The sequence below is a fragment of the Deinococcus aerophilus genome, from assembly GCF_014647075.1.
GTDB classification, from domain to species: domain Bacteria; phylum Deinococcota; class Deinococci; order Deinococcales; family Deinococcaceae; genus Deinococcus; species Deinococcus aerophilus.
Genome location: NZ_BMOM01000011.1, coordinates 1 through 17,718, shown reverse-complemented (window position 1 = coordinate 17,718; position 17,718 = coordinate 1). Strand labels below are relative to the sequence as shown.

Below are 17,718 nucleotides of genomic sequence, written 5' to 3'. Positions count from 1 at the left end.
AGCGTTCATTTTGCGGCTGCCGTCAGTACTCCCGGTTGTGCTGCTCGCTGCGGGCGCCGTCGGCCGGGTCACCGGTCTCCTGACGGGTGCTCAGCTCATTCTTCCGAACGAAGGCCAGCATGAAGCGCGGCATCACCAGCATCTGGCTGCGGTGGGCCTGCACGGCCTGCAGCTTCAGGGCCTCCTGCTGGAGGGTCAGGTCGGCCCGCTGCCACTTCAGATAATGGCCGCGTGGCGGAATCAACAGCGGAAACGTCTGGTGCAGACCCTTGGGCAGCGGCCACTCCAAACCGCCGTGAACGATCCAGTAGCGCGCCCGGGAACTCCAGCCACGCTTTTTCAGCAGGTCCTGGGTAAACAGGCTGGTGGCGATGTGGTCGCGGTGGGCGTCGCTGGTAGAGGGCAGCAGCACCAGATCCGGCTGCACCCGGTCAAGCACAGCGCCCAGGTCGCGGCGCAGATTGGCCGCCGTGTAGACCACTCCCGGTGAGAGCGCACGCATGTAGGGAACGTGCATCGCCCCGGTGTGGGGAGAACGGATCGGCGCGGGGTCCTTCCACATCCTCAGCAGCCCCCCGTCCGGATAGCCCAGGAAGGTCAGGTGCGTGGCCGGCACCCCCAGCACGGCGGCGGCGGCGGCGGCCTCGTCCATGCGGCGGCGGCCCAGGTTCTCGGTGGCCACCAGCCGTGGACGGAAGGTGCGGCCCAGCAGGGCGCTGTTCAGCTCGAAGCCGTCGCCGCTGGTCAGCCACACGACGTACACCTGCGCCCCCGCCTGCACGGCCCGGGCGATCTGTCCGCCGCAGCACAGGCTCTCGTCGTCCGGGTGGGGGCTGACCACCAGCAGGGTCTGCCCCGCGCGCGGAGCGCTCAGCTCCGGCAGGGCGCGGACGGCGGCGGTGGCGCGCGGGTACAGCAGCGTCAGCGCCGAGGTGGCATTGATGGCAAAGGCCAGCCCCAGCGCAAGCAGAAGTCCCGCTCCCAGCACCCAGTCCCGCCGCCGACTTCCGAAGCGGCGGCCCTCCCTCAGTCTGCGCACGGTCCGAGCTTAGCGGGTCAGCTCGCGCACGCCCTCTGGAGACGCCACAAAGGCGCGCTCGGCCATGCCCAGGAACAGCCCGGTTTCCACCACCCCCAGCGTGCCCTTGAGCTCTCGCTCCAGCGCGGCAATGTCGCCCTGCGCCGGCAGCTGGGCGTCATAGATGTAGTTGCCGTTGTCGGTGACGTAGGGCTGCGTGCCGGGCTGGCGCAGGCGTCCGCCCGGCACGATCCGGCGCAGCCGCTCAATGGTGCTGAGAAACCCGAAGGGCGCAATCTCGACCGGCAGCGGTGCCTTCTCGCCCAGGCGCGAAACCACCTTGCTGTGGTCGGCGATGATGATCAGCCGCCGGGCCTGCACCTCGGTCAGCTTCTCGCGCAGCAAGGCGCCGCCCAGCCCCTTGATCAGGTCGAGGTTGGGGGCGATCTCGTCCGCACCGTCTATGGCGAGGTCAAGGAGCCGGGGGTCGAGCGGCTCCACCGGAATGCCGACCTCGCGCGCCAGCACGGTGCTCGCCTCACTGGTGGACACCCCCACCACCCCGCGCAGTTCCCCCGTCGCGAGCCGGCGCCCGATTTCCTCGATGGCGTACTTTGCGGTGCTGCCGGTGCCCAGGCCCACGCGCATTCCACTCTCGACCAGACCGGCGGCGCGCAGGGCGGCCTCCTTCTTCAGGGGTTCCAGGTCAATCACGCTGGCCCCGCTCCCGTCCCGCTTGGTCCTTCTCGATGGCCGCCGCCACCGCGTCCGCGTGCCCGTCGACCGACACGGCCAGCCAGCTCTTGACCAGGGCGCCGTCCGGGCCGATCAGGAAGGTCTGACGCTTGATGCCCTCGGTGACCTTGCCATACAGGTTCTTGGGGCCGTACGAGCCGACGCTCTTCAGGTAGCCGGCCTCCGGGTCACTCAGCAGCGGAAAGGGCAGGCTGTGCTTCTCGGCAAAGCGGGCGTGGCTGCCCGCGTCGTCGGCACTCACGCCCACGATGGCGGCCCCCAGCGCCCGCAGCGGCGCGCTGTCGCGAAAATCGCAGGCCTCCTTGGTGCAGCCGGGCGTGTCGTCCTTGGGGTACACGTACAGCACCAGATACCGGCCCGCGTAGTCGTTCAGGCGGTGGGTCTGCCCCGTGGCGTCGGCCAGCGCGAAATCGGGAAAGGGCTGTCCGGCCTGCGGAGCAGCGTTCTGGGCAGGGGTCTGGGCGAGAGGAGTCTGTGCGGCGGAGAGATCGGCGGCTTCGCTCATGTGCCCAGGGTAACGCCTCCCGACCCCGGCAGCGGCCGCCACATCCGCAGCCTTTCCGCGCATTTCTCAGCCCACCCCCCCGTATGCTGGGAGCGTGAAGCTCGCTCCCTACATTGACCACACCCTGCTGAAAGCCACTGCCACGCCCGCCGACATCACCGGGCTGTGCCGCGAGGCCCGTGAAAACGCCTTTTACGCCGTATGCGTCAACCCGGTCTATGTGCCGCAGGCCCGCGCCGAACTGGAGGGCAGCGGCGTGCGGGTCGCCACCGTGTGCGGCTTCCCGCTGGGAGCCGTGACGGCCGGCCAGAAAGCCGTGGAGGCCCGCCTGAGCGTCGAGGCCGGGGCCGACGAGGTGGACATGGTGATCCACATCGGTGCGGCGCTCGCCGGAGACTGGGACACCGTGCAGGCCGACGTGCGCGCGGTGCGTCAGGCCATCCCCGAACACGTCCTCAAGGTGATTATCGAGACGTGCTACCTCAATGACGAACAGAAGCGCGGCGCGACCGAGGCCGCCGTGCTGGGCGGCGCGGACTACGTGAAGACGAGCACCGGATTTGGCACCGGTGGCGCGACCCTGGACGACGTGCGGCTGATGCGCGAGGTTATCGCCGGGCGCGCAAAGATCAAGGCGGCGGGCGGTGTCCGCAGCGCCGAGGATGCCCGCGCCATGATCGAGGCCGGAGCCGACCGTCTGGGCACCTCGGGCGGTGTGGCGCTGGTGGCGGGCGAGCGCAGCGGCGAGGGCTATTGATGACGCCCGCTGTGCCCGAGGTCGTGCTGGCCTCCGGCAGTCCCCGGCGACACGAACTACTGACCCAGCTGGGGGTGGCGTTCCGGGTGCAGGTCAGCGGCGAGGACGAGGACAGCCCTGAAACCGATCCGGCGCGGCTGGCCGCTGAACTCGCCCTGCGCAAGGGCCGGAGCGTGGCTGCGCTGAACAGAACTGCCCTGGTTCTCGCCGCCGATACGGTGGTGGCGGTGGACGATGCCCTCCTCGCCAAGCCGCGGGACGCCGCCGAGAACGCCGCCTTTCTGCGCCGGCTCTCGGGGCGGACCCATCAGGTGTTTACCGGGGTGGCGGCCTTTCATGGCGGCGCGGAACACGCTGCGGTGGCCCGCACCGACGTCACCTTCCGCGTCCTGAACGAAACCGAGACGGCATTCTATGCCCGCTCCGGCGAGGGACTGGACAAGGCGGGAGGCTACGGCGCACAGGGCCTGGGCATGGCGCTGATCTCGCGCCTGGACGGTGAATATTCCAACGTGGTGGGCTTTCCGCTGTCGGTGGTGATCGGGCTGCTGCGTGCCCACGGGGTTCCGGTATGGGGCACGGTGGAACACGCGGGGGCGCCGCGAACCGGGGCGGAGACCACCCCGGCGTGACGGCGTGGGGACGGCTGGGTCTGGTCTTCGCGGGGTTGCTGCTGCTCAGCATGGTCCTGACCCGTTTTCAGGTGGTGCCGCCCGCGGCGCTGCGCTCGGCGACCGTGCCGGTGAACCGGGTGGGCATGACGGCGGCCGACACGCTGCGCCGCGCGTACACCGCGCTGACCCGGGAACGTGATCTGGGGGCCGAGGTCGCGCGGCTGCGCCAGGAAAATGACGTGCTGCGCCAGCGCAACGAACTGCTCACCCGCGAGGCTGGACGCCTGCGCCAGCTGGAGATCATCACCCGCACGCAGGCCCCCAACGCGCTGGGCATCGCGCAGGTGATTGCCGTGGACCCCAGCCCCCTTCTTGCCCGCCTGACCCTCAACCGCGGCACGCGCGACGGCGTGCGTATCCGCATGCCGGTCACGGTACCCGGCGGACTGGTCGGGCAGATCACGTCGGTCAGCGCCTCCCAGGCCACGGTGATCGCCCTGGTGGACCCCGAGAGCACCGTGGGGGTAACCCTGCAGGGCGGCGGCGGCGGGCGCGGGCTGGCGCGCGGCGTGCCGCCGGACCGTCTGCAGGCCGAGTTCTCGCGCGGCGTGCCGGTCAAGCCCGGCGACGTGCTGGTCACCAGCAGCCTGGGCGGCGTGTACCCGGTGGGCGTGCGGGTGGGCACCGTGGAAAAGGTGCTGCCGCTGGGCCCGAACGACGTGAACCGCGCGGTGATCGTTCGGCCCGCCGTGGACGTGGGCACCGTGGAAGACGTGACCATCCTGGAGGGCCTGTGAGACGGGGAATGCTGGGCCGCGCGCCCTCACCCGCCTACCGCCTGCCGCAGCGGGGCGGGCCGGGGCGCTGGCTGCGGGCGGTGGTTTACGCCGCCTTGCTCGTCGCCGCGCAGGGTCTGCTGTCGCGGCTGGCCGACGCGGCCGGCCTCCCTGCCCCCGACCTGTTCCTGCTCACCGGGGCGGCGCTGGCGTGGCGCCTGAACCCGGCGTGGGCGCTGGTCGCCGCCTACGGGGTGGGACTGGGCCAGGACCTGCTGGGCGGCGGAGTCCTGGGCCTGCACGCGGCGGGCGTGGCGGGCGGAGCGCTGCTGGTGCTGATGATCCGGCGCTACTTCGCCGATTCGGGCATCTTCCAGGCCGTGCTGACGGTGCTCAGCGCCGTGGCCGGGCAATGGCTGGTCTTTGGTTTCCTGACGTACTGGCTGCGTTCGGACCTCGTGACCGTAAAGCTGCTCCAGGCCACCGTTCCGCTGCTGTTCGTGGGTACACTGCTGGTGTTTCCGCTGTGGGAACGCGTTGTGGGGTGGGGTTTTGGTCCCCGCTCCGGAGCCGAGGAGAACCTGTCGTGAGCCGCGCCGAACGCCCCCTGCATCCCCCCCTGAATCCGCGGGGCCGCCAGCGCCGCGTGGGTCCCCGGCGCGAGGGGGCCGGCGGTTCTCTGTCCGGGGTGCGCACGGTCGGCCACGGCAAGGGCCGGGTGGGCTGGCTGGCCCTGGCCCTGAGCGTGGGCCTGCTCGGACTGGGCGCGCGGCTGTTCACGCTGCAGGTCACGCAGCACGGGCAGTACGCGGTGCAGTCGGCGAGCAACTTCCAGCGCGACGAGGTGATCCGCGCCCTGCGCGGTGAGATTCGCACCCGTGACGGCCTGCTGCTCGCCACCAACCGGCTGGCCGTCGACCTGGTGTACACCGGACGCAAGGCCGCCGACCGAGCCACGCCGCTGCCCGCCTGGGACAAGATCGTGTACCTCGCGGGTATCAAACCAGACGTGCTCGTGGCGGGCCAGCCCCGCGAACCGAACTTTCACAAGGAGGCCGAGACCGTGCTGGCCCGCAACGTCCCGCAGGACCGGCTGGCCGCGCTGTACGAGTACACCGTGCTCGTCCCCAGTCTGGAACTGCGCGAGCGTGTCGAGCGCATCTATCCGCAGGGCAAGATGGCCGCGCACCTGCTGGGCTACGTGCAGGAGGCCGACGACCGTCAGGTTAAGGAGGACGGGTACACCGTGGGCGACCTGGTGGGCCGCTCGGGCCTGGAATACAGCCTGCAAAAGACGCTGGAGGGCAAGAACGGCGTGCTGCGCCGCGAGGTCACGGCGACCGGGCGCCCCCTGACCCAGCGCGTGATCGACCCCGGCCAGCGCGGCCAGGACGTGCTGCTCACCATCGACAGCCGCCTGCAACGGGCCGCCGAGGACGCCCTGAGGCAGGGCTTGGTGGACGTGAACGAGGGGCGCAGCAAGTACGGCAAGCCCCCCGAGCCGTTCACCCGCGGCGCAGTCATTGCCATTGACCCGCGCACGAACGAGGTGCTGGCGATGGCCTCCAGCCCGGCGTATGACCCCAACTGGTTCTCGCGGGTGCCCAGTCCCGACCCGGTGGCCAAGAACTGGGCCATTGACCCCAACCGCAAGGACGCCGCGCTGGACGCCGTGACCAGCAACCGGGCGCTGCAGGCCTACAACCCCGGCAGCGTGTTCAAGATTGCCAGCGCCCTGATGTACGTCGAGCGCTGGGGCAACTTCTCGCTGTCGTGCGCGCCGACGTACTACTTCGGGCGGGCGCGCTTCAACAACTGGTCACACACCAACTTGGGCATGGTGGACGCCCGCAAGGCCATCGCCTTCTCGTGCAACCCGTGGTTCTACGACTCGGCGGTGCGGGCCACGCCGGGGGTCTACTCGCGCCAGCTCAAGTCCCGCCTGACCGAACTGGGCTACAACCGGCCCACCGGACTGGAGATCGTGGGCGAGAAGACCGGTCTGCTCACCGACATAGACGACTACAGCACCCCCGCCGCGCCGTGGTACGCCGGGTCAGGCCTGAACATGAGCATCGGCCAGGGCGACGTGCTCGTCACGCCCGCCCAGGTGGCGCGCGTGATGTCCACAATCATCAACGAGGGCCAGCAGCGCCCGCTGACCGTGGTTCAGGCCGTGGATGGCAAGGCCCCGCCGCGCTCCCAGCCGATCAGCGTCGTCCGTAACGGCAACACCGAGATCTTCCGGTTCATCAAGGAAGGCATGCACTGGACCACCTCCATTCCCGGCGGCACGGCGAGCACCAAGCTGGGGCCAAACCTGTTTCCGGTACCCACGGCCGGCAAGACCGGCACCGCCGAGAACGGCATCAGCGCGCGGCCCGACAAGGGATACGCCTACACCCACGCGTGGTACGAGGGTTACGGTCCAGTCGGCAACCCGACCTTTGCGGTGGTGGCCTTCTTCCAGAACGGCGGCGAGGGCTATGGCCCCGGCCTCAACGCCGTCAAACGCATGTTCGCCGCCCGCTGGTGCGTGACGCTGGGTGACCGCCTCAGCGCACTTCCGCTCGCGGAGCAGCAGCCCTGTCTGGGAGAGCTGGACCACATGCGCGAGGTGTACCGCGTGCGGGCGCAGCGCGAAACGGACACGGCGGCGGAACAGTCCCAGCAGGTGCCGTGACCGCAGCCGGGATGACTGGAACCTGGAACGGGGCTTTGCGTCTGCAGCCGGCGCCGGGGCTCAGGTGCTGGGGTCGTCCTGGCCGTCCAGCGTTTCCGGCGTGCTCATAAAGAGGTTGTTGATGGACTCGCACAGGGTCGGGTGGGCCAGGGTGGCGCCGCGCAGGTCCGAGGCGCTCAGGCCGCCCATCATGGCGAGTTGCAGGGCGCTCATGACCTCTCCCCCCTCTGTGCCCAGCACGGTCACGCCGAGCAGCAGATCACTGGCATCGTCAACCACGGCCCGCATCATCCCGGCGGTGGCGTTCGTCTCGATGGCGCGGGCCACGCTGGACATCGGCAGGGTATAGACCCGCGTCGGGCGGCCCAGCGAACATGCGTCCTGCCGGGCCAGCCCCACCCGGCCCAGCTGTGGATCGGTGAACAGGGTGTAGGGCACCGGGCGGTCGTGATAGGACCGCTCGGTGCCCCGCAGCAGGGCGTCACGCACGATGCGGTGGTCGTCATACGAAATGTGCGTGAAGGCCGGCCCGCCCTTCACGTCGCCCAGCGCATACACCCCCTCAGCGGCCCGCAAGTGCCCGTCCACTCCAACCGCGCCGTGTCGGTCGAGTTTGGCGCCCGTCGCCTCCACATTCAGGTGCTCGGTATTGGGAACGCGGCCCACCGCGACCAGCAGATGCGAGCCGCTCAGGGTTCGCGCTTCATCGCCCTGCCGGACCTCCAGCACGACCTCCCCGCCCTCGCGCCGGGTCTGCACGGCCTGTGCCCCCAGCAGGAACCCGACGCCCTCCGCCTCCAGCACCGCGCGCAGCGCCGCCACCACATCCGGGTCCTCGCGGGGCAGCAGACGCTCTCCCGTCTCCACGACGGTCACGCGGCTGCCCAGGCGCACATACATCTGTGCGAATTCCAGGCTGATATACCCGCCGCCCAGAATCAGCAGATGGGAGGGCAACTCGCGCAGGTGCAGAATTTCTTTCGAGGTCAGTGCCCCCACCTCATGCACCCCCGGCAGCTCGGGCCAGCGGGGCCGCGCGCCCACATTGATGAACACGTAGTCGGCACGCAGCTGCCGCTGTCCACCGTCATTCAGACTGACCTGCACTTCGCGGGGCCCACTGAAGCGGGCTTCCCCGGCAAGCAGTTCAACTCCGGCCTTCTTCAGACCCGCCTCACTGCCCTCCCGGAACTCCGTGACGATGCCCTGCACCCGGTCCACAATCTGCCCCAGATCGGTGCGGACGCTCTGAACGTGAACACCCAGCTCACCGGAACTGCGGGCCACATGGGCGGCGTGGGCGCTGGCAATCATGGCCTTGGTCGGGGTGCAGCCCTCGTTGACACAGGTTCCGCCCACATGCTCCCGCTCGATCAGCGTGACCCTCCAGCCGGCGCCCGCCAGATCACGCGCCAGCGGCACACCCGCCTGCCCGGCACCGACCACGATGGCCTCAGGCATGGCGGGACCGGTCAGCGTTGGGCGAGGGCCAGAGGGCGGCGTGCAAACGGTCAGGCAGTGGGGTCATGGGGTCTCCAGGCAGGGCACGAAACGCAGGGCGGGTGGGGAGGAACCTAGCTCAGACCGGACGAACCGCCTCCTGGGCGGGGCCTTCCAGCTGCGTTTCCACCGTGATCTCGCTGTTCAGGCTGCCCGCCACCGAGCAGTATTTCTCGTGGCTCAGGTGTGCGGCGCGCTCCAGCGCCTCGGCCGTCACGCCCTGGCCGCCTGCGATGTGCCGCACAGTGATATGGGTGTACCGCTTGGGATCGGTGTCGGCCCGGGTGCCCTCGACCTCGATACGGTAGCTGGCCAGCGGCGTGCGGCGCTTTTTCATGACCTCCACCACGTCATAGGCCGTACAGGTCGCCAGCGCCCCCAGCAGGGCCTCCATCGGCGAGACGCCGACCTTGGTGGCACTGTTGTCTATCAGCAGCTGATGGCCGCTGGCACTGACGCCCAGATAACGCTGTTCGCCCAGCCAGGTCACGTTCAGGGTCTTCTTGGAGGAAGCTGTCATGCCCCCAGGCTAAGGCATCCGGAAGCCGAAGAGGGCACATCCGAAGGAATACAAAAAGCCCGGCCAGTGGCCGGGACAATTCGGGTGGTTCTCTTACTTCTTGCGCTTGCCGCCGCTGCCGCCGGGCTTCTTGGGGCCGCCGGCGGTGGTGCGCTCCTTGGCATCGCGCATGAAAGAGCGCAGCTTGGCCTCGAACTGCGGGCTTTGCCGTCCGATGGCGCGTGGGCGGGGCACCTCCTCGGGCTCTTCCAGCAATTCCTTGATGGACAGGTCAAGGCGGCCCCGCTCGTCGCGGCCCAGCACCTTGACTTCAATGTTCTCGCCCTCGCGCACATGGTCGTGAATGTTGCGCACGAACGAGTGGGCGATCTGCGAGATGTGAACCAGACCTGTCTCGCCGTTCTCGAACTGGATGAAGGCGCCGAAATCGGTCACACGTGTCACGCGGCCTTCAGCCACCGCGCCGGAATCAAGCTGCACCAAAGGAAGTCTCCTCAAAAAGCATGAGGCTCATGGTACACCATCCCGTCGCTGCACAGGTCACATTTTAAATGTGCGGTCAAGCGTGATGGTCCCTGGTGCTCCGCCCACGGTGTGCGCTACGAAAAACAGCATCCAAAAAAGAACCCGGACCACCGCAGGGATGGTCCGGGCAGGCTTGTTTCAGGAGCTCAGGGGCAGGTGTGGGTGGGCGCGGCGCTGTTGCGCGGAGCCGGCGCGGTTACCGTGAAGTCCGATCCGTTCTGATCGGTGTCGGTGCAGCCGTTCCCGGCACGCAGGGCGGCGGTCGTGTTGCTCAGGACCGGCGTGGCCGCCGTGCCCTCGAACTCGCTGGCCGAGCCGTAGCCGACGAAATCCAGCACGTCCGCATCCGTCTTGCCGGTGATGGCTTCCAGGTTGCCGACCAGCGCGACCTTGCCATTGGTGCCGCTCATGGCCACCGCACCGGTGGCGTCCGGGGTGGGCAGATCCTGCGTTCCCCCCGTGCCCTTGGCCAGCTGGACCAGATAGTAGGCGCCGGGTTGAATGGTCACGCTGGGCAACGCGAAGGAGGTCGTGTTGCTGGCATTGGCCGTGGCATCCGCGCTGGCATCCTTGAAGGTTCCCGCCGCGCTCGCATACTGCAGGCTCTTGCCCGCCGTGCTCACAGCGACCTTCCCAGCATTGAACAGCTCCACGAAGTCGTTCTTGAGCGTGGCTCCGCTGTTGCCGCCGCCACCGTACACCTGACTGATCACCAGCCGGCCCACGCCGGGGTCGGGCGCAGCCTGAACCGTGACCGCCTGGGTCGCGGTGGCCATCTCGCTGCCGCGGCCCGCCGTCACGGTGATGGTGAAGGGTCCGGTGCCCGCATAGGTGTGGGTGGCCGAGGTGGCGGTGGTGGACAGCGTGTCGGTAAGGCCGTCGCCCCAGGCCACGTTCAGGGTCTCCGGCGCGCCGCCCGTGGAGATGTTCAGGGTGTAGGGCTGACCGGTGGTGGCAGTGGACTCGCCGCCCGCCGTGACGGTCAGGGGAACGGTGGGGTCAGCGTCCGCCGTCAGGCTCAGGCCCACGAGCACCGGGTCATGGTCGCTGCTGCGGTAGGGCGTGGGCGCGTACAGGTCAGGCGAGGTGCAGCTGCTGCCCGTGCACCCGGGGTTGTTCTTGTACTCGATGTTGTAGTCCAGCACCACCGGCTCGTCGGCGTTGATGTGCCACTCGGTAATACCGGTGACCTGGCCGTCCAGGCTCTGGCTCGCCAGGGCGTGGTCCAGATAGCCGAACAGACCGTCGAACTGGAAGGAGTAACGGTCATCCGCAGGGATGCGTTTGTTCAGACTCGCGAATCCGCCATTTTCCAGCGCTTTGATCGGATCTTCCTCGCCGTAGGCGTTCAGGTCGCCCATCAGCAGTACGTCGGGGTCCGTGACCTTGAGCTTGTCGGCAAAGGCGAGCAACGCTTTTGCCTGATCCACGCGCAGCGCATTCCAGCATCCCTGTCCGCTGTCGACGTTGGCGCCCGTGGCGCTGCCACAGCCCTTGCTCTTGAAGTGGTTGGCGACCACGGTGAACACACCCTTTCCGGTGATGTCCCGGAAAGTCTGCGCGACCGGCGGACGCGAGTACACCGGGTCGGTATCGGTGCGCGGCGCTCCCACGGTGCTCACCCGGTCCGGACGGTAGATCATCGCCACGCGGATGGCGTCGGTGCCCACGGTGCCGGTCTTGACGCTGGCGTACTCGGTCCGGCCCGCCGCCGCGTTCAGCGCGGCCACCAGATCGTCCAGGGCCGTCTCGCCGTTGTTCTCGATCTCCATCAGGGTGATCACGTCGGCGTCCAGCGCGCGCAGTTCGGCCACGATCTTGGCCTTCTGGCGGGCAAATTCGGTGGCGTTGGACGCTCCGCGGCCAGCCGACCCCAGGGTCGTGAAGTAGTTCAGGACGTTTGCGCCCGCCACCTTCAGGGTGCCGCCCACGGCTTTGGGCCCCTCGGTGCGGGGATTGGACACCGTGAACATCGGGGCCACGGTGGGCTCCAGCTTGAAGGTGTTGTTCGCGTAGTGCATCACGCCCTGCAGATCGGTCACCGTGTCGCCTGCGCGGCGGGTGGCGGTGGCGGGATCGCCGGAAGTCAGGTAGGGAATGGTCGGCGGGTTCTGCTTGCTGTTCACGTCATCCAGCACCAGGGTGCGCTTCCTCGCCTCTTCCAGCGTGCCGCCCTGCCCGTTGGTGGGGTTGAACAGCCGTCCCCCGCTGGACAGCCCCAGCTCGCCGTAACGGCCCAGCGTGAAGGTATTGGTCACGGTCATAGGCGTGGTGACCCGGACCAGCATGCCTTCCACCGCCTCCAGTGCGTCCGGTGAGGCGAGCGGGTAGCTCACGGTGGTGGCGGCGGGCAGCGTCATCTCCCCGCAGGAGGTCACGGTGGTGACGGTATCGAGCTGGGTAGAGGCGAAGAACTCCTTGACGGTTCCCGAGACCTCCACCACTTCGCCCGCCTTAACGGGCTGGGGCGCAGAGGCGGTGTACACGAACAGCCCCTCGCTGGTCTGAGGATCGGCGTCGGGCGTCAGGTCCTGCACGAAGAACCCGCCCAGACCGCTCTGGGCGTCCAGGGTCACGATTCCGCGCACGGTCACGGTCTGGTTCACCAGTGGGCTGGCACTGCCAGAGCCCTGCACGGTGGAAATGGGCGTGATGGTGGCGCCGGCGGGGCAGGCCACCGGGCCGTTGCCTCCGAAGGGCAGGGTGACGGCGGGATGGCCCACGGTGGGGGTCACGCTGCCCTGTGCGCCGGCGACCGGCTGGCCGTTCACGTAGGCGGTGAGCGCCGTCTGGTGGGTGATGCCCACCGGAAGGCTCAGGCCGCCGCTCCACACGCCGCCGCCGCGCGGAATCAGCTCCAGCGTGTAGCTGACCTTGAGGTCCTGGGCACCCAGGCGGTTGCCCTGAAAGCTGGTCGGCGCCGTGAAGGTGGCCACCACCCGTTCGGCCGAGGTGGGCACGTCCTGGGCGGTGAGCTGAACCGGCGTCACCTCGGCCCCGAAGTCCACCGTGACGTTCCCGGTTACGGTATCGAGCACATTCAAGTTCAGGCTGCTCGCGTTCTTCAGGCCCGCCGAGTTGGTCACGGTGACCGAGACCGTGCGGTTGCCGGGGGCTGTGTAGGTGTGGGTGGGGCGCACCTCGGCACTCTTGCCGTTCAGGGTCAGGGTGGTGGGGGCGCTGCCGTCGCCCCAGTCCACATCCACGCTTTGCAGCGTTTCCGGTCCGTTCGGGTTCTGGCTGGCTCCCACCGTCAGGGTGTAGGGCTGGTTGTTTTTAACGCTCGCCTCACCGCTGAGGGCCGGCGCGTTCGGGGCCACCTCGTTGTTCACGTCCGAGAGGGGCAGGGTCACGGTCTGATCGTTCTCGCTCAGGCGCACGGTGGCCACGCCCTGCTGAACGAGCGCGCCCGCTGTCGAGGTACCGTTCACGATCACCTGAATGCCACGTCCGGTGGGCACGCCCTGCAGCACGCCGGTGGCCGTGTTGCCGTTGGCCAGCAGGCGGGCTTCCAGGTCGCCCACCTTGGCAACGAGCACATTGCTCTTGCCCGTCACGCCGGTGGCCGTCACCATGATGGCGCTGGTCACGCGGTTCACGCGCAGATCCGAGACCGCCTCACTCTGGAAGTCCACCGAAAGGGTGCCCTTGTACAGCACCACCTTGTCGGCATCCATGCCGTCGTAGGCGCGGGCCACCACCCGGTAGCGGCCCTTGATCAGATCCGGCAGAGACACGCTCGCCGTGCCGCCGCTCAGGGTGGCGGTCACGCTGCGCACCTCGCTGGCGTTGTCGGCGCCGGTCCCGGTCACGTCCACGACTACCTCGCGGACCTCGGCGGGCAGGGAGAGAATCCGGAACTGGGCCGTGCTCTTTGTCGCCTGGTGGGGCGCGGTGGAAGGAGACTGACCGCAGGCGCTGAGGAGAAGGGCAAGAGACAGAAGGGTCCGTTTTTTCATGTTTGGTCCTGTGGTACGCGTGAATGTGCCGGAAGTGGCGGGCGGGAGCGCTCCAGCACGACGCCGCACCCCCCACCCATCGGGGTGAGGGAGGCGGGGTCGTTCAGGAAAGCCGGGAGGCGGACGGAGGACAGGAGCCAAGCTTAGCGAATTCCACATACTTCCGTCATGAGGAACTCATCCCGGTTGAGGGGTGGTGGGTCGGCGTGGCGCACCATCTTCTGTCCAGGGACCCATCTGCCCACAAAGTTTGGCGCTGCGTGTCACGGTGGGTGCTGGGCGAGCTCGATGGGGACACCGTGGACCGCCCGCTCCGCAAGGCACCAACTTCGCAGGCGATCAGTCGGGCGCACGCTGCACCCTCCTGCCGGTGTGCCCTCGCCCACGTGGCACTACGGACCGCCACGGCCCGGCGCAGTTCAGCTGCGCTCAGGCCATGGCGGGTGAAGAAAGGTGAGGGGCGTCCTGTACGCCCCGGGGTGTTATTTCAGGCCCCTCAGCGCCGCGCGCATGATCTCCAGTCCGGTCGCCGCTTCCTCCCGCGTCAGGATCAGCGGGGGGCTGACCCGGATCACGGCCTCGCCGCAGTCCAGATTGAGCAGGCCGCGCTCGAACATCGCGGTGCTGGCCCGGTCGCGCAGCTTGCCGTCGGGGCTGCCGTCGGGCTTCACGAATTCCAGACCGATGAACAACCCCTCGCCGCGCACGTCACCCAGGAAAGGAAATTCGGTCTGCATGGCCCTCAGCTCACCCAGGATGTACCCGCCCACATCGGCGGCGTTCTGCATCAGGCTCTCGCCGCAGCCGGGGTGCTTGACCACGCCCTCGATCAGGTCCAGCGTGGCGTGGGCCGCCGCCGCCGCCACCGGATTGCCGCCGTAGGTGGAGCCGTGCGAGCCGACCGGCCACGTCATGACCGATTCCTTCGCCAGCAGCGCCGAGATGGGCATGCCCGAGGCGATGCCCTTGGCCACCGTGATCATGTCGGGCTGGACCTCGCCGTAGATGGCGGAGTGCTGGAACGAGAACATCTTGCCGGTGCGGCCCATGCCGGCCTGAACCTCGTCGTAGATCAGCATGATGCCGTGCTCGTCGCACAGCGCCCGCAGCCCCGGCAGGAAGTCGGCGGGCGGCACGATGTATCCGCCCTCGCCCTGCATGGGCTCCACGATGATCGCGGCGACCTCGTCGGCGGGAATCACGCCCACGAACAGTTCACGGATGTGGTTCAGGACCGCCTGTCCGCAGGCCTCGGGGGTGGACCCCAGCGGCGGGCGGAAGGGGTTGGGGTACGGCACGTGCGACACGGCGGGCAGCAGCGGCCCGAAGCCGCGCTTGTACTTGGTCTTGGAGCCGGTCAGCGTGATCGCGCCGTAGGTGCGTCCGTGAAAGCTGCCCATCGTGGAGATGATGTGCGTGCGCCCGGTGTGGTTGCGCGCCAGCTTGACGGCGGCCTCCACCGCCTCCGCGCCGGAGTTGCCGAAGAACACGCGCCATTTTTCGCCGGGACGCTCCACGTGCTTGACGAGGCGCTCGGCGAGGCTGGTGGTGATCTCCTGCGGGTAGTCGGTCAGGCAGACGTGGGTGAACTTCGTGACCTGGTCCTGCACCGCCCCCACCACATGCGGGTGGGCGTGGCCGGTGGTGGACACGGCGATGCCCGCGAAGAAGTCCAGCATGGTGTTGCCGTCCGGGTCGCTGAGCCACACGCCCTCGCCGTGGTCCGGCACAAAGGGGTACGGGCGCATGTAGGAGGTGGACAGATGCTGGGCGTCACGCGCCATGATGGCCTGTGTTTTGGGACCGGGGAGGGCGGTCTTGAGTTCGGGCTGACGGGGTCTGGAAAGGGTGGTCATGGTGAATTCTCCTGCGTTGCAATCTGCGTTGCAAAAGGGGTCGTGATCGGAAAATCTGCGCGGTACAACGGTCGCCGGACGGGTCCGGCACGCCGCTCAATCCCCGCTGTGTACCGGGATCGGCTCGTTGCTCTTGCCGTCCGGGGCCGTGTCGCTCACGCTGACCGCGCCGACGCCGTACGCCGCCCACTTGTCCTCACGGCTGTTCAGACGGTGCTGGACCTCGCCGGGCCGGTGGTGCGTCTCGCTGAAGCCGGCGGGCTCGATGGAAATGCGCTCGCCTTCCATCAGGCCGTAGATGCCGCTCTGACCGGGTTCCTTGCGCCGCCACTCGGCCGGCACGGCCATGTCGGGGCCGGTGTAATCGGTCGGCTCGGTGTACGCGGCGATGTAGCCCTCAAAGTTGCGCAGGATGAGCTTGTCGGGGCTGTGCGACAGCACATAGTTGGGAGCCACCGGAATCTTGCCGCCGCCGCCAGGGGCGTCCACCACGTAGGTGGGAATGCTGTAGCCGGAGGTATGCCCGCGCAGGCTCTCCATGATCTCCAGGCCCTTGCTCACGGTGGTCCGCAGGTGGCCCGCGCCGTGCACGAGGTCGCACTGGTAGATGTAGTACGGACGCACCCGGATCTTGACCAGCTCGCGCAGCAGCTTCTGCATGATCACCGGGTGGTCGTTGATGCCGCGCAGCAGCACACTCTGGTTGCCCAGCGGCACGCCCGCACGGGTCAGGCGGTCGCAGGCCTCGGCCACCTCCGGCGTGATCTCCTTGGGGTGGTTGACGTGGATGTTCATCCAGACCGGGTGGTTCTGCGACAGCACCTCGCACAGTTCCTCGGTGACGCGCATGGGCATGAACACGGGCACACGCGTGCCGATGCGGATGATCTCGATGTGCTCGATCTTGCGCAGTTCCGAGAGCAGGCGGCCCAGCACCTTGGGGGCCAGGGTCAGCGGATCGCCGCCCGAGAGCAGCACGTCGCGCACCTGCGGGGTGTTGCGCAGGTAATTGAGCTGCGCCTCGTACTCGGCCAGATTGAAGGTCTCGGACGGATCGCCCACGATGCGGCTGCGCGTGCAGTAACGGCAGTAACTCGCGCACTGGGTGGTCACCAGCATCAGCACCCGGTCGGGGTAGCGGTGAACCAGACCAGGCACGGGGCTGTGCTTGTCCTCGGCCAGCGAGTCTTCCATCATGGAGGTAAAGGGTTCGAGCTCATGGTGGGTGGGAATCACCTGACGGCGCACCGGGCAGGTGGGGTCCTCGGCGTCCATCAACGAGGCGAAGTACGGGGTGATGTCCAGACGGAAGATGCCCTCGGCACTGGCCCCCAGCCGCTCGCTCTCGGTGAGGCGAATGACCTCTTCCAGTTCAGCCACGGAATTGATGCGGTTTTTCAGCTGCCATTTCCAGTCGTACCACTGCTCGTCGGGCACGTCGCGCCACTTGGCGGCGCGGTGGCCTCGGGGCAGCATCTGCTGGCTGCGGGTGGTCGCCTGGGGATGCAGGGAAGCATGGGACATGATGAACCTCCGGGAGAAAAGAGAAACGTGAGTTGCTTGACCTCTATTCTTTCCGTCCAGCACATCCCTTTGGAAGGCCCGGAGACCGGCAAAGTGGTGGGGTCGGCTGGCCGCTCTGGTGGCAAACGCCATGCCTGACCTTGCAAACGCCAAGCAGGGTGTTAAGCTCTGATGATGAGACAAACCGGCGGCTCGCTCGATCCCCTGGACCACCGCATCCTGCAGGAACTTCAGACCGATTCACGGCTGTCCATGCGTGAACTGGGCCGCCGGGTGGGCCTCTCGGCTCCCGCCGTGACCGAGCGCGTACGCCGTCTGGAGGACGCGGGCGTGATTCTGGGCTACGGCGTGCGCGTGGCCAGCCGTCCGCTGGGCCGCACCATCACCGCCTTTATCGGCGTGCAGGACTCGGGCCGCAACGACCCCACGCTGGTGCGCTGGGCCGGCGCGCATGACGGCGTGCTGGAATGCCACAGCGTGACCGGCGACAACTCCTGCATCCTGAAGGTGGCCGTGCCGGATGTGGGCGCGCTGGAAACCATGCTCGGCGAACTGATCGCTATGGGCTTTACCTGCGACACCAGCATCGTGCTGAGCACGCCGCTGGAAGGCAAACTGCTGCTGCCGCCCAAGTCGCCTTCCGCCTAGAGCCCGTTTTGGAATTTCACGCCTCTCTGGGCGAGCAAATACCATGAGGAATGGCCTCTCAGACGTATGGTTCTGAT

At 68.2% G+C, this 17,718-nt stretch carries 15 protein-coding genes; 6 read left to right on the top strand and 9 right to left on the bottom strand.

Annotation, left to right across the window (positions count from 1 at the left end; genetic code table 11):
- Positions 1–22 precede the first annotated feature (22 nt).
- The 3 genes from IEY21_RS08400 to prxQ are packed head-to-tail and all read right to left on the bottom strand — an operon-like array spanning position 23 to position 2,279.
- The gene (locus IEY21_RS08400) at positions 23–1,039 is read right to left on the bottom strand and encodes a PIG-L deacetylase family protein (protein WP_308424832.1); all 1,017 of its coding nucleotides are present in this window, start codon (positions 1,037–1,039) and stop codon (positions 23–25) included.
- 9 nt (positions 1,040–1,048) lie between these two features.
- Entirely contained in the window at positions 1,049–1,732 is a 684-nt protein-coding gene (gene rpiA, locus IEY21_RS08395; RefSeq protein ID WP_229752980.1) for a ribose 5-phosphate isomerase A, read from the bottom strand.
- Positions 1,725–2,279: a thioredoxin-dependent peroxiredoxin PrxQ gene (gene prxQ / locus IEY21_RS08390; protein WP_188903327.1), complete on the bottom strand. Its 555-nt coding sequence runs from the start codon at positions 2,277–2,279 to the stop codon at positions 1,725–1,727. Before prxQ ends, rpiA begins: the two co-directional genes overlap by 8 nt.
- 94 nt (positions 2,280–2,373) lie before the next feature.
- On the opposite strand from prxQ, the gene deoC reads away from it, so the two are divergent.
- The 5 genes from deoC to IEY21_RS08365 are packed head-to-tail and all read left to right on the top strand — an operon-like array spanning position 2,374 to position 7,109.
- Positions 2,374–3,036, top strand: coding sequence for a deoxyribose-phosphate aldolase (gene deoC / locus IEY21_RS08385; protein WP_188903325.1), 663 nt, complete (start codon positions 2,374–2,376; stop codon positions 3,034–3,036).
- Positions 3,036–3,668, top strand: coding sequence for a Maf family nucleotide pyrophosphatase (locus IEY21_RS08380; RefSeq protein ID WP_188903323.1), 633 nt, complete (start codon positions 3,036–3,038; stop codon positions 3,666–3,668). The genes deoC and IEY21_RS08380 overlap by 1 nt, the downstream gene beginning before the upstream one ends.
- Positions 3,665–4,447 (top strand): rod shape-determining protein MreC, encoded by a 783-nt coding sequence (gene mreC / locus IEY21_RS08375; RefSeq protein ID WP_188903321.1) that lies wholly within the window; start codon positions 3,665–3,667, stop codon positions 4,445–4,447. Before IEY21_RS08380 ends, mreC begins: the two co-directional genes overlap by 4 nt.
- Positions 4,444–5,016 carry a Rod shape-determining protein MreD gene (locus IEY21_RS08370; protein WP_229752979.1) on the top strand — a complete coding sequence of 191 codons (573 nt, stop codon included), beginning with the start codon at positions 4,444–4,446 and terminating at the stop codon, positions 5,014–5,016. The genes mreC and IEY21_RS08370 overlap by 4 nt, the downstream gene beginning before the upstream one ends.
- Positions 5,013–7,109, top strand: a complete 2,097-nt coding sequence (locus tag IEY21_RS08365; protein WP_229752978.1) for a peptidoglycan D,D-transpeptidase FtsI family protein — start codon at positions 5,013–5,015, stop codon at positions 7,107–7,109. The genes IEY21_RS08370 and IEY21_RS08365 overlap by 4 nt, the downstream gene beginning before the upstream one ends.
- 60 nt (positions 7,110–7,169) lie before the next feature.
- Here the strand turns inward: IEY21_RS08365 and IEY21_RS08360 are convergent, their stop codons facing one another.
- The 6 genes from IEY21_RS08360 to IEY21_RS08335 all read right to left on the bottom strand — a co-directional run bounded on the left by IEY21_RS08360 (position 7,170) and on the right by IEY21_RS08335 (position 16,993).
- Positions 7,170–8,570, bottom strand: coding sequence for a mercuric reductase (locus tag IEY21_RS08360; protein ID WP_188903319.1), 1,401 nt, complete (start codon positions 8,568–8,570; stop codon positions 7,170–7,172).
- A gap of 118 nt (positions 8,571–8,688) precedes the next feature.
- Positions 8,689–9,129 (bottom strand): OsmC family protein, encoded by a 441-nt coding sequence (locus IEY21_RS08355; protein WP_188903317.1) that lies wholly within the window; start codon positions 9,127–9,129, stop codon positions 8,689–8,691.
- Between the two features lie 93 nt (positions 9,130–9,222).
- On the bottom strand, positions 9,223–9,612 hold the full coding sequence (locus tag IEY21_RS08350) for a S1 RNA-binding domain-containing protein (RefSeq protein ID WP_188903315.1): 390 nt from the start codon (positions 9,610–9,612) through the stop codon (positions 9,223–9,225).
- 188 nt (positions 9,613–9,800) lie between these two features.
- Positions 9,801–13,613, bottom strand: a complete 3,813-nt coding sequence (locus IEY21_RS08345; RefSeq protein ID WP_229752977.1) for an ExeM/NucH family extracellular endonuclease — start codon at positions 13,611–13,613, stop codon at positions 9,801–9,803.
- A 482-nt stretch (positions 13,614–14,095) separates the two neighbouring features.
- The gene (locus IEY21_RS08340; protein WP_188903313.1) at positions 14,096–15,469 is read right to left on the bottom strand and encodes an acetyl ornithine aminotransferase family protein; all 1,374 of its coding nucleotides are present in this window, start codon (positions 15,467–15,469) and stop codon (positions 14,096–14,098) included.
- Between the two features lie 96 nt (positions 15,470–15,565).
- Positions 15,566–16,993, bottom strand: a complete 1,428-nt coding sequence (locus tag IEY21_RS08335; protein WP_188903310.1) for a KamA family radical SAM protein — start codon at positions 16,991–16,993, stop codon at positions 15,566–15,568.
- Between the two features lie 174 nt (positions 16,994–17,167).
- On the opposite strand from IEY21_RS08335, the gene IEY21_RS08330 reads away from it, so the two are divergent.
- Positions 17,168–17,641 (top strand): Lrp/AsnC family transcriptional regulator, encoded by a 474-nt coding sequence (locus tag IEY21_RS08330; protein ID WP_188903308.1) that lies wholly within the window; start codon positions 17,168–17,170, stop codon positions 17,639–17,641.
- The last annotated feature ends 77 nt before the right edge of the window (positions 17,642–17,718 follow it).

Excerpts from the sequence above, each read along its gene's own strand:
- IEY21_RS08345 (WP_229752977.1), bottom strand. The coding sequence starts at position 13,613 with ATGAAAAAACGGACCCTTCTGTCTCTTGCCCTTCTCCTCAGCGCCTGC.
- IEY21_RS08380 (WP_188903323.1), top strand. The coding sequence starts at position 3,036 with ATGACGCCCGCTGTGCCCGAGGTCGTGCTGGCCTCCGGCAGTCCCCGG.
- IEY21_RS08335 (WP_188903310.1), bottom strand. The coding sequence starts at position 16,993 with ATGTCCCATGCTTCCCTGCATCCCCAGGCGACCACCCGCAGCCAGCAG.
- IEY21_RS08360 (WP_188903319.1), bottom strand. The coding sequence starts at position 8,570 with ATGCCTGAGGCCATCGTGGTCGGTGCCGGGCAGGCGGGTGTGCCGCTG.
- prxQ (WP_188903327.1), bottom strand. The coding sequence starts at position 2,279 with ATGAGCGAAGCCGCCGATCTCTCCGCCGCACAGACTCCTCTCGCCCAG.
- IEY21_RS08355 (WP_188903317.1), bottom strand. The coding sequence starts at position 9,129 with ATGACAGCTTCCTCCAAGAAGACCCTGAACGTGACCTGGCTGGGCGAA.
- IEY21_RS08330 (WP_188903308.1), top strand. The coding sequence starts at position 17,168 with ATGAGACAAACCGGCGGCTCGCTCGATCCCCTGGACCACCGCATCCTG.
- IEY21_RS08340 (WP_188903313.1), bottom strand. The coding sequence starts at position 15,469 with ATGACCACCCTTTCCAGACCCCGTCAGCCCGAACTCAAGACCGCCCTC.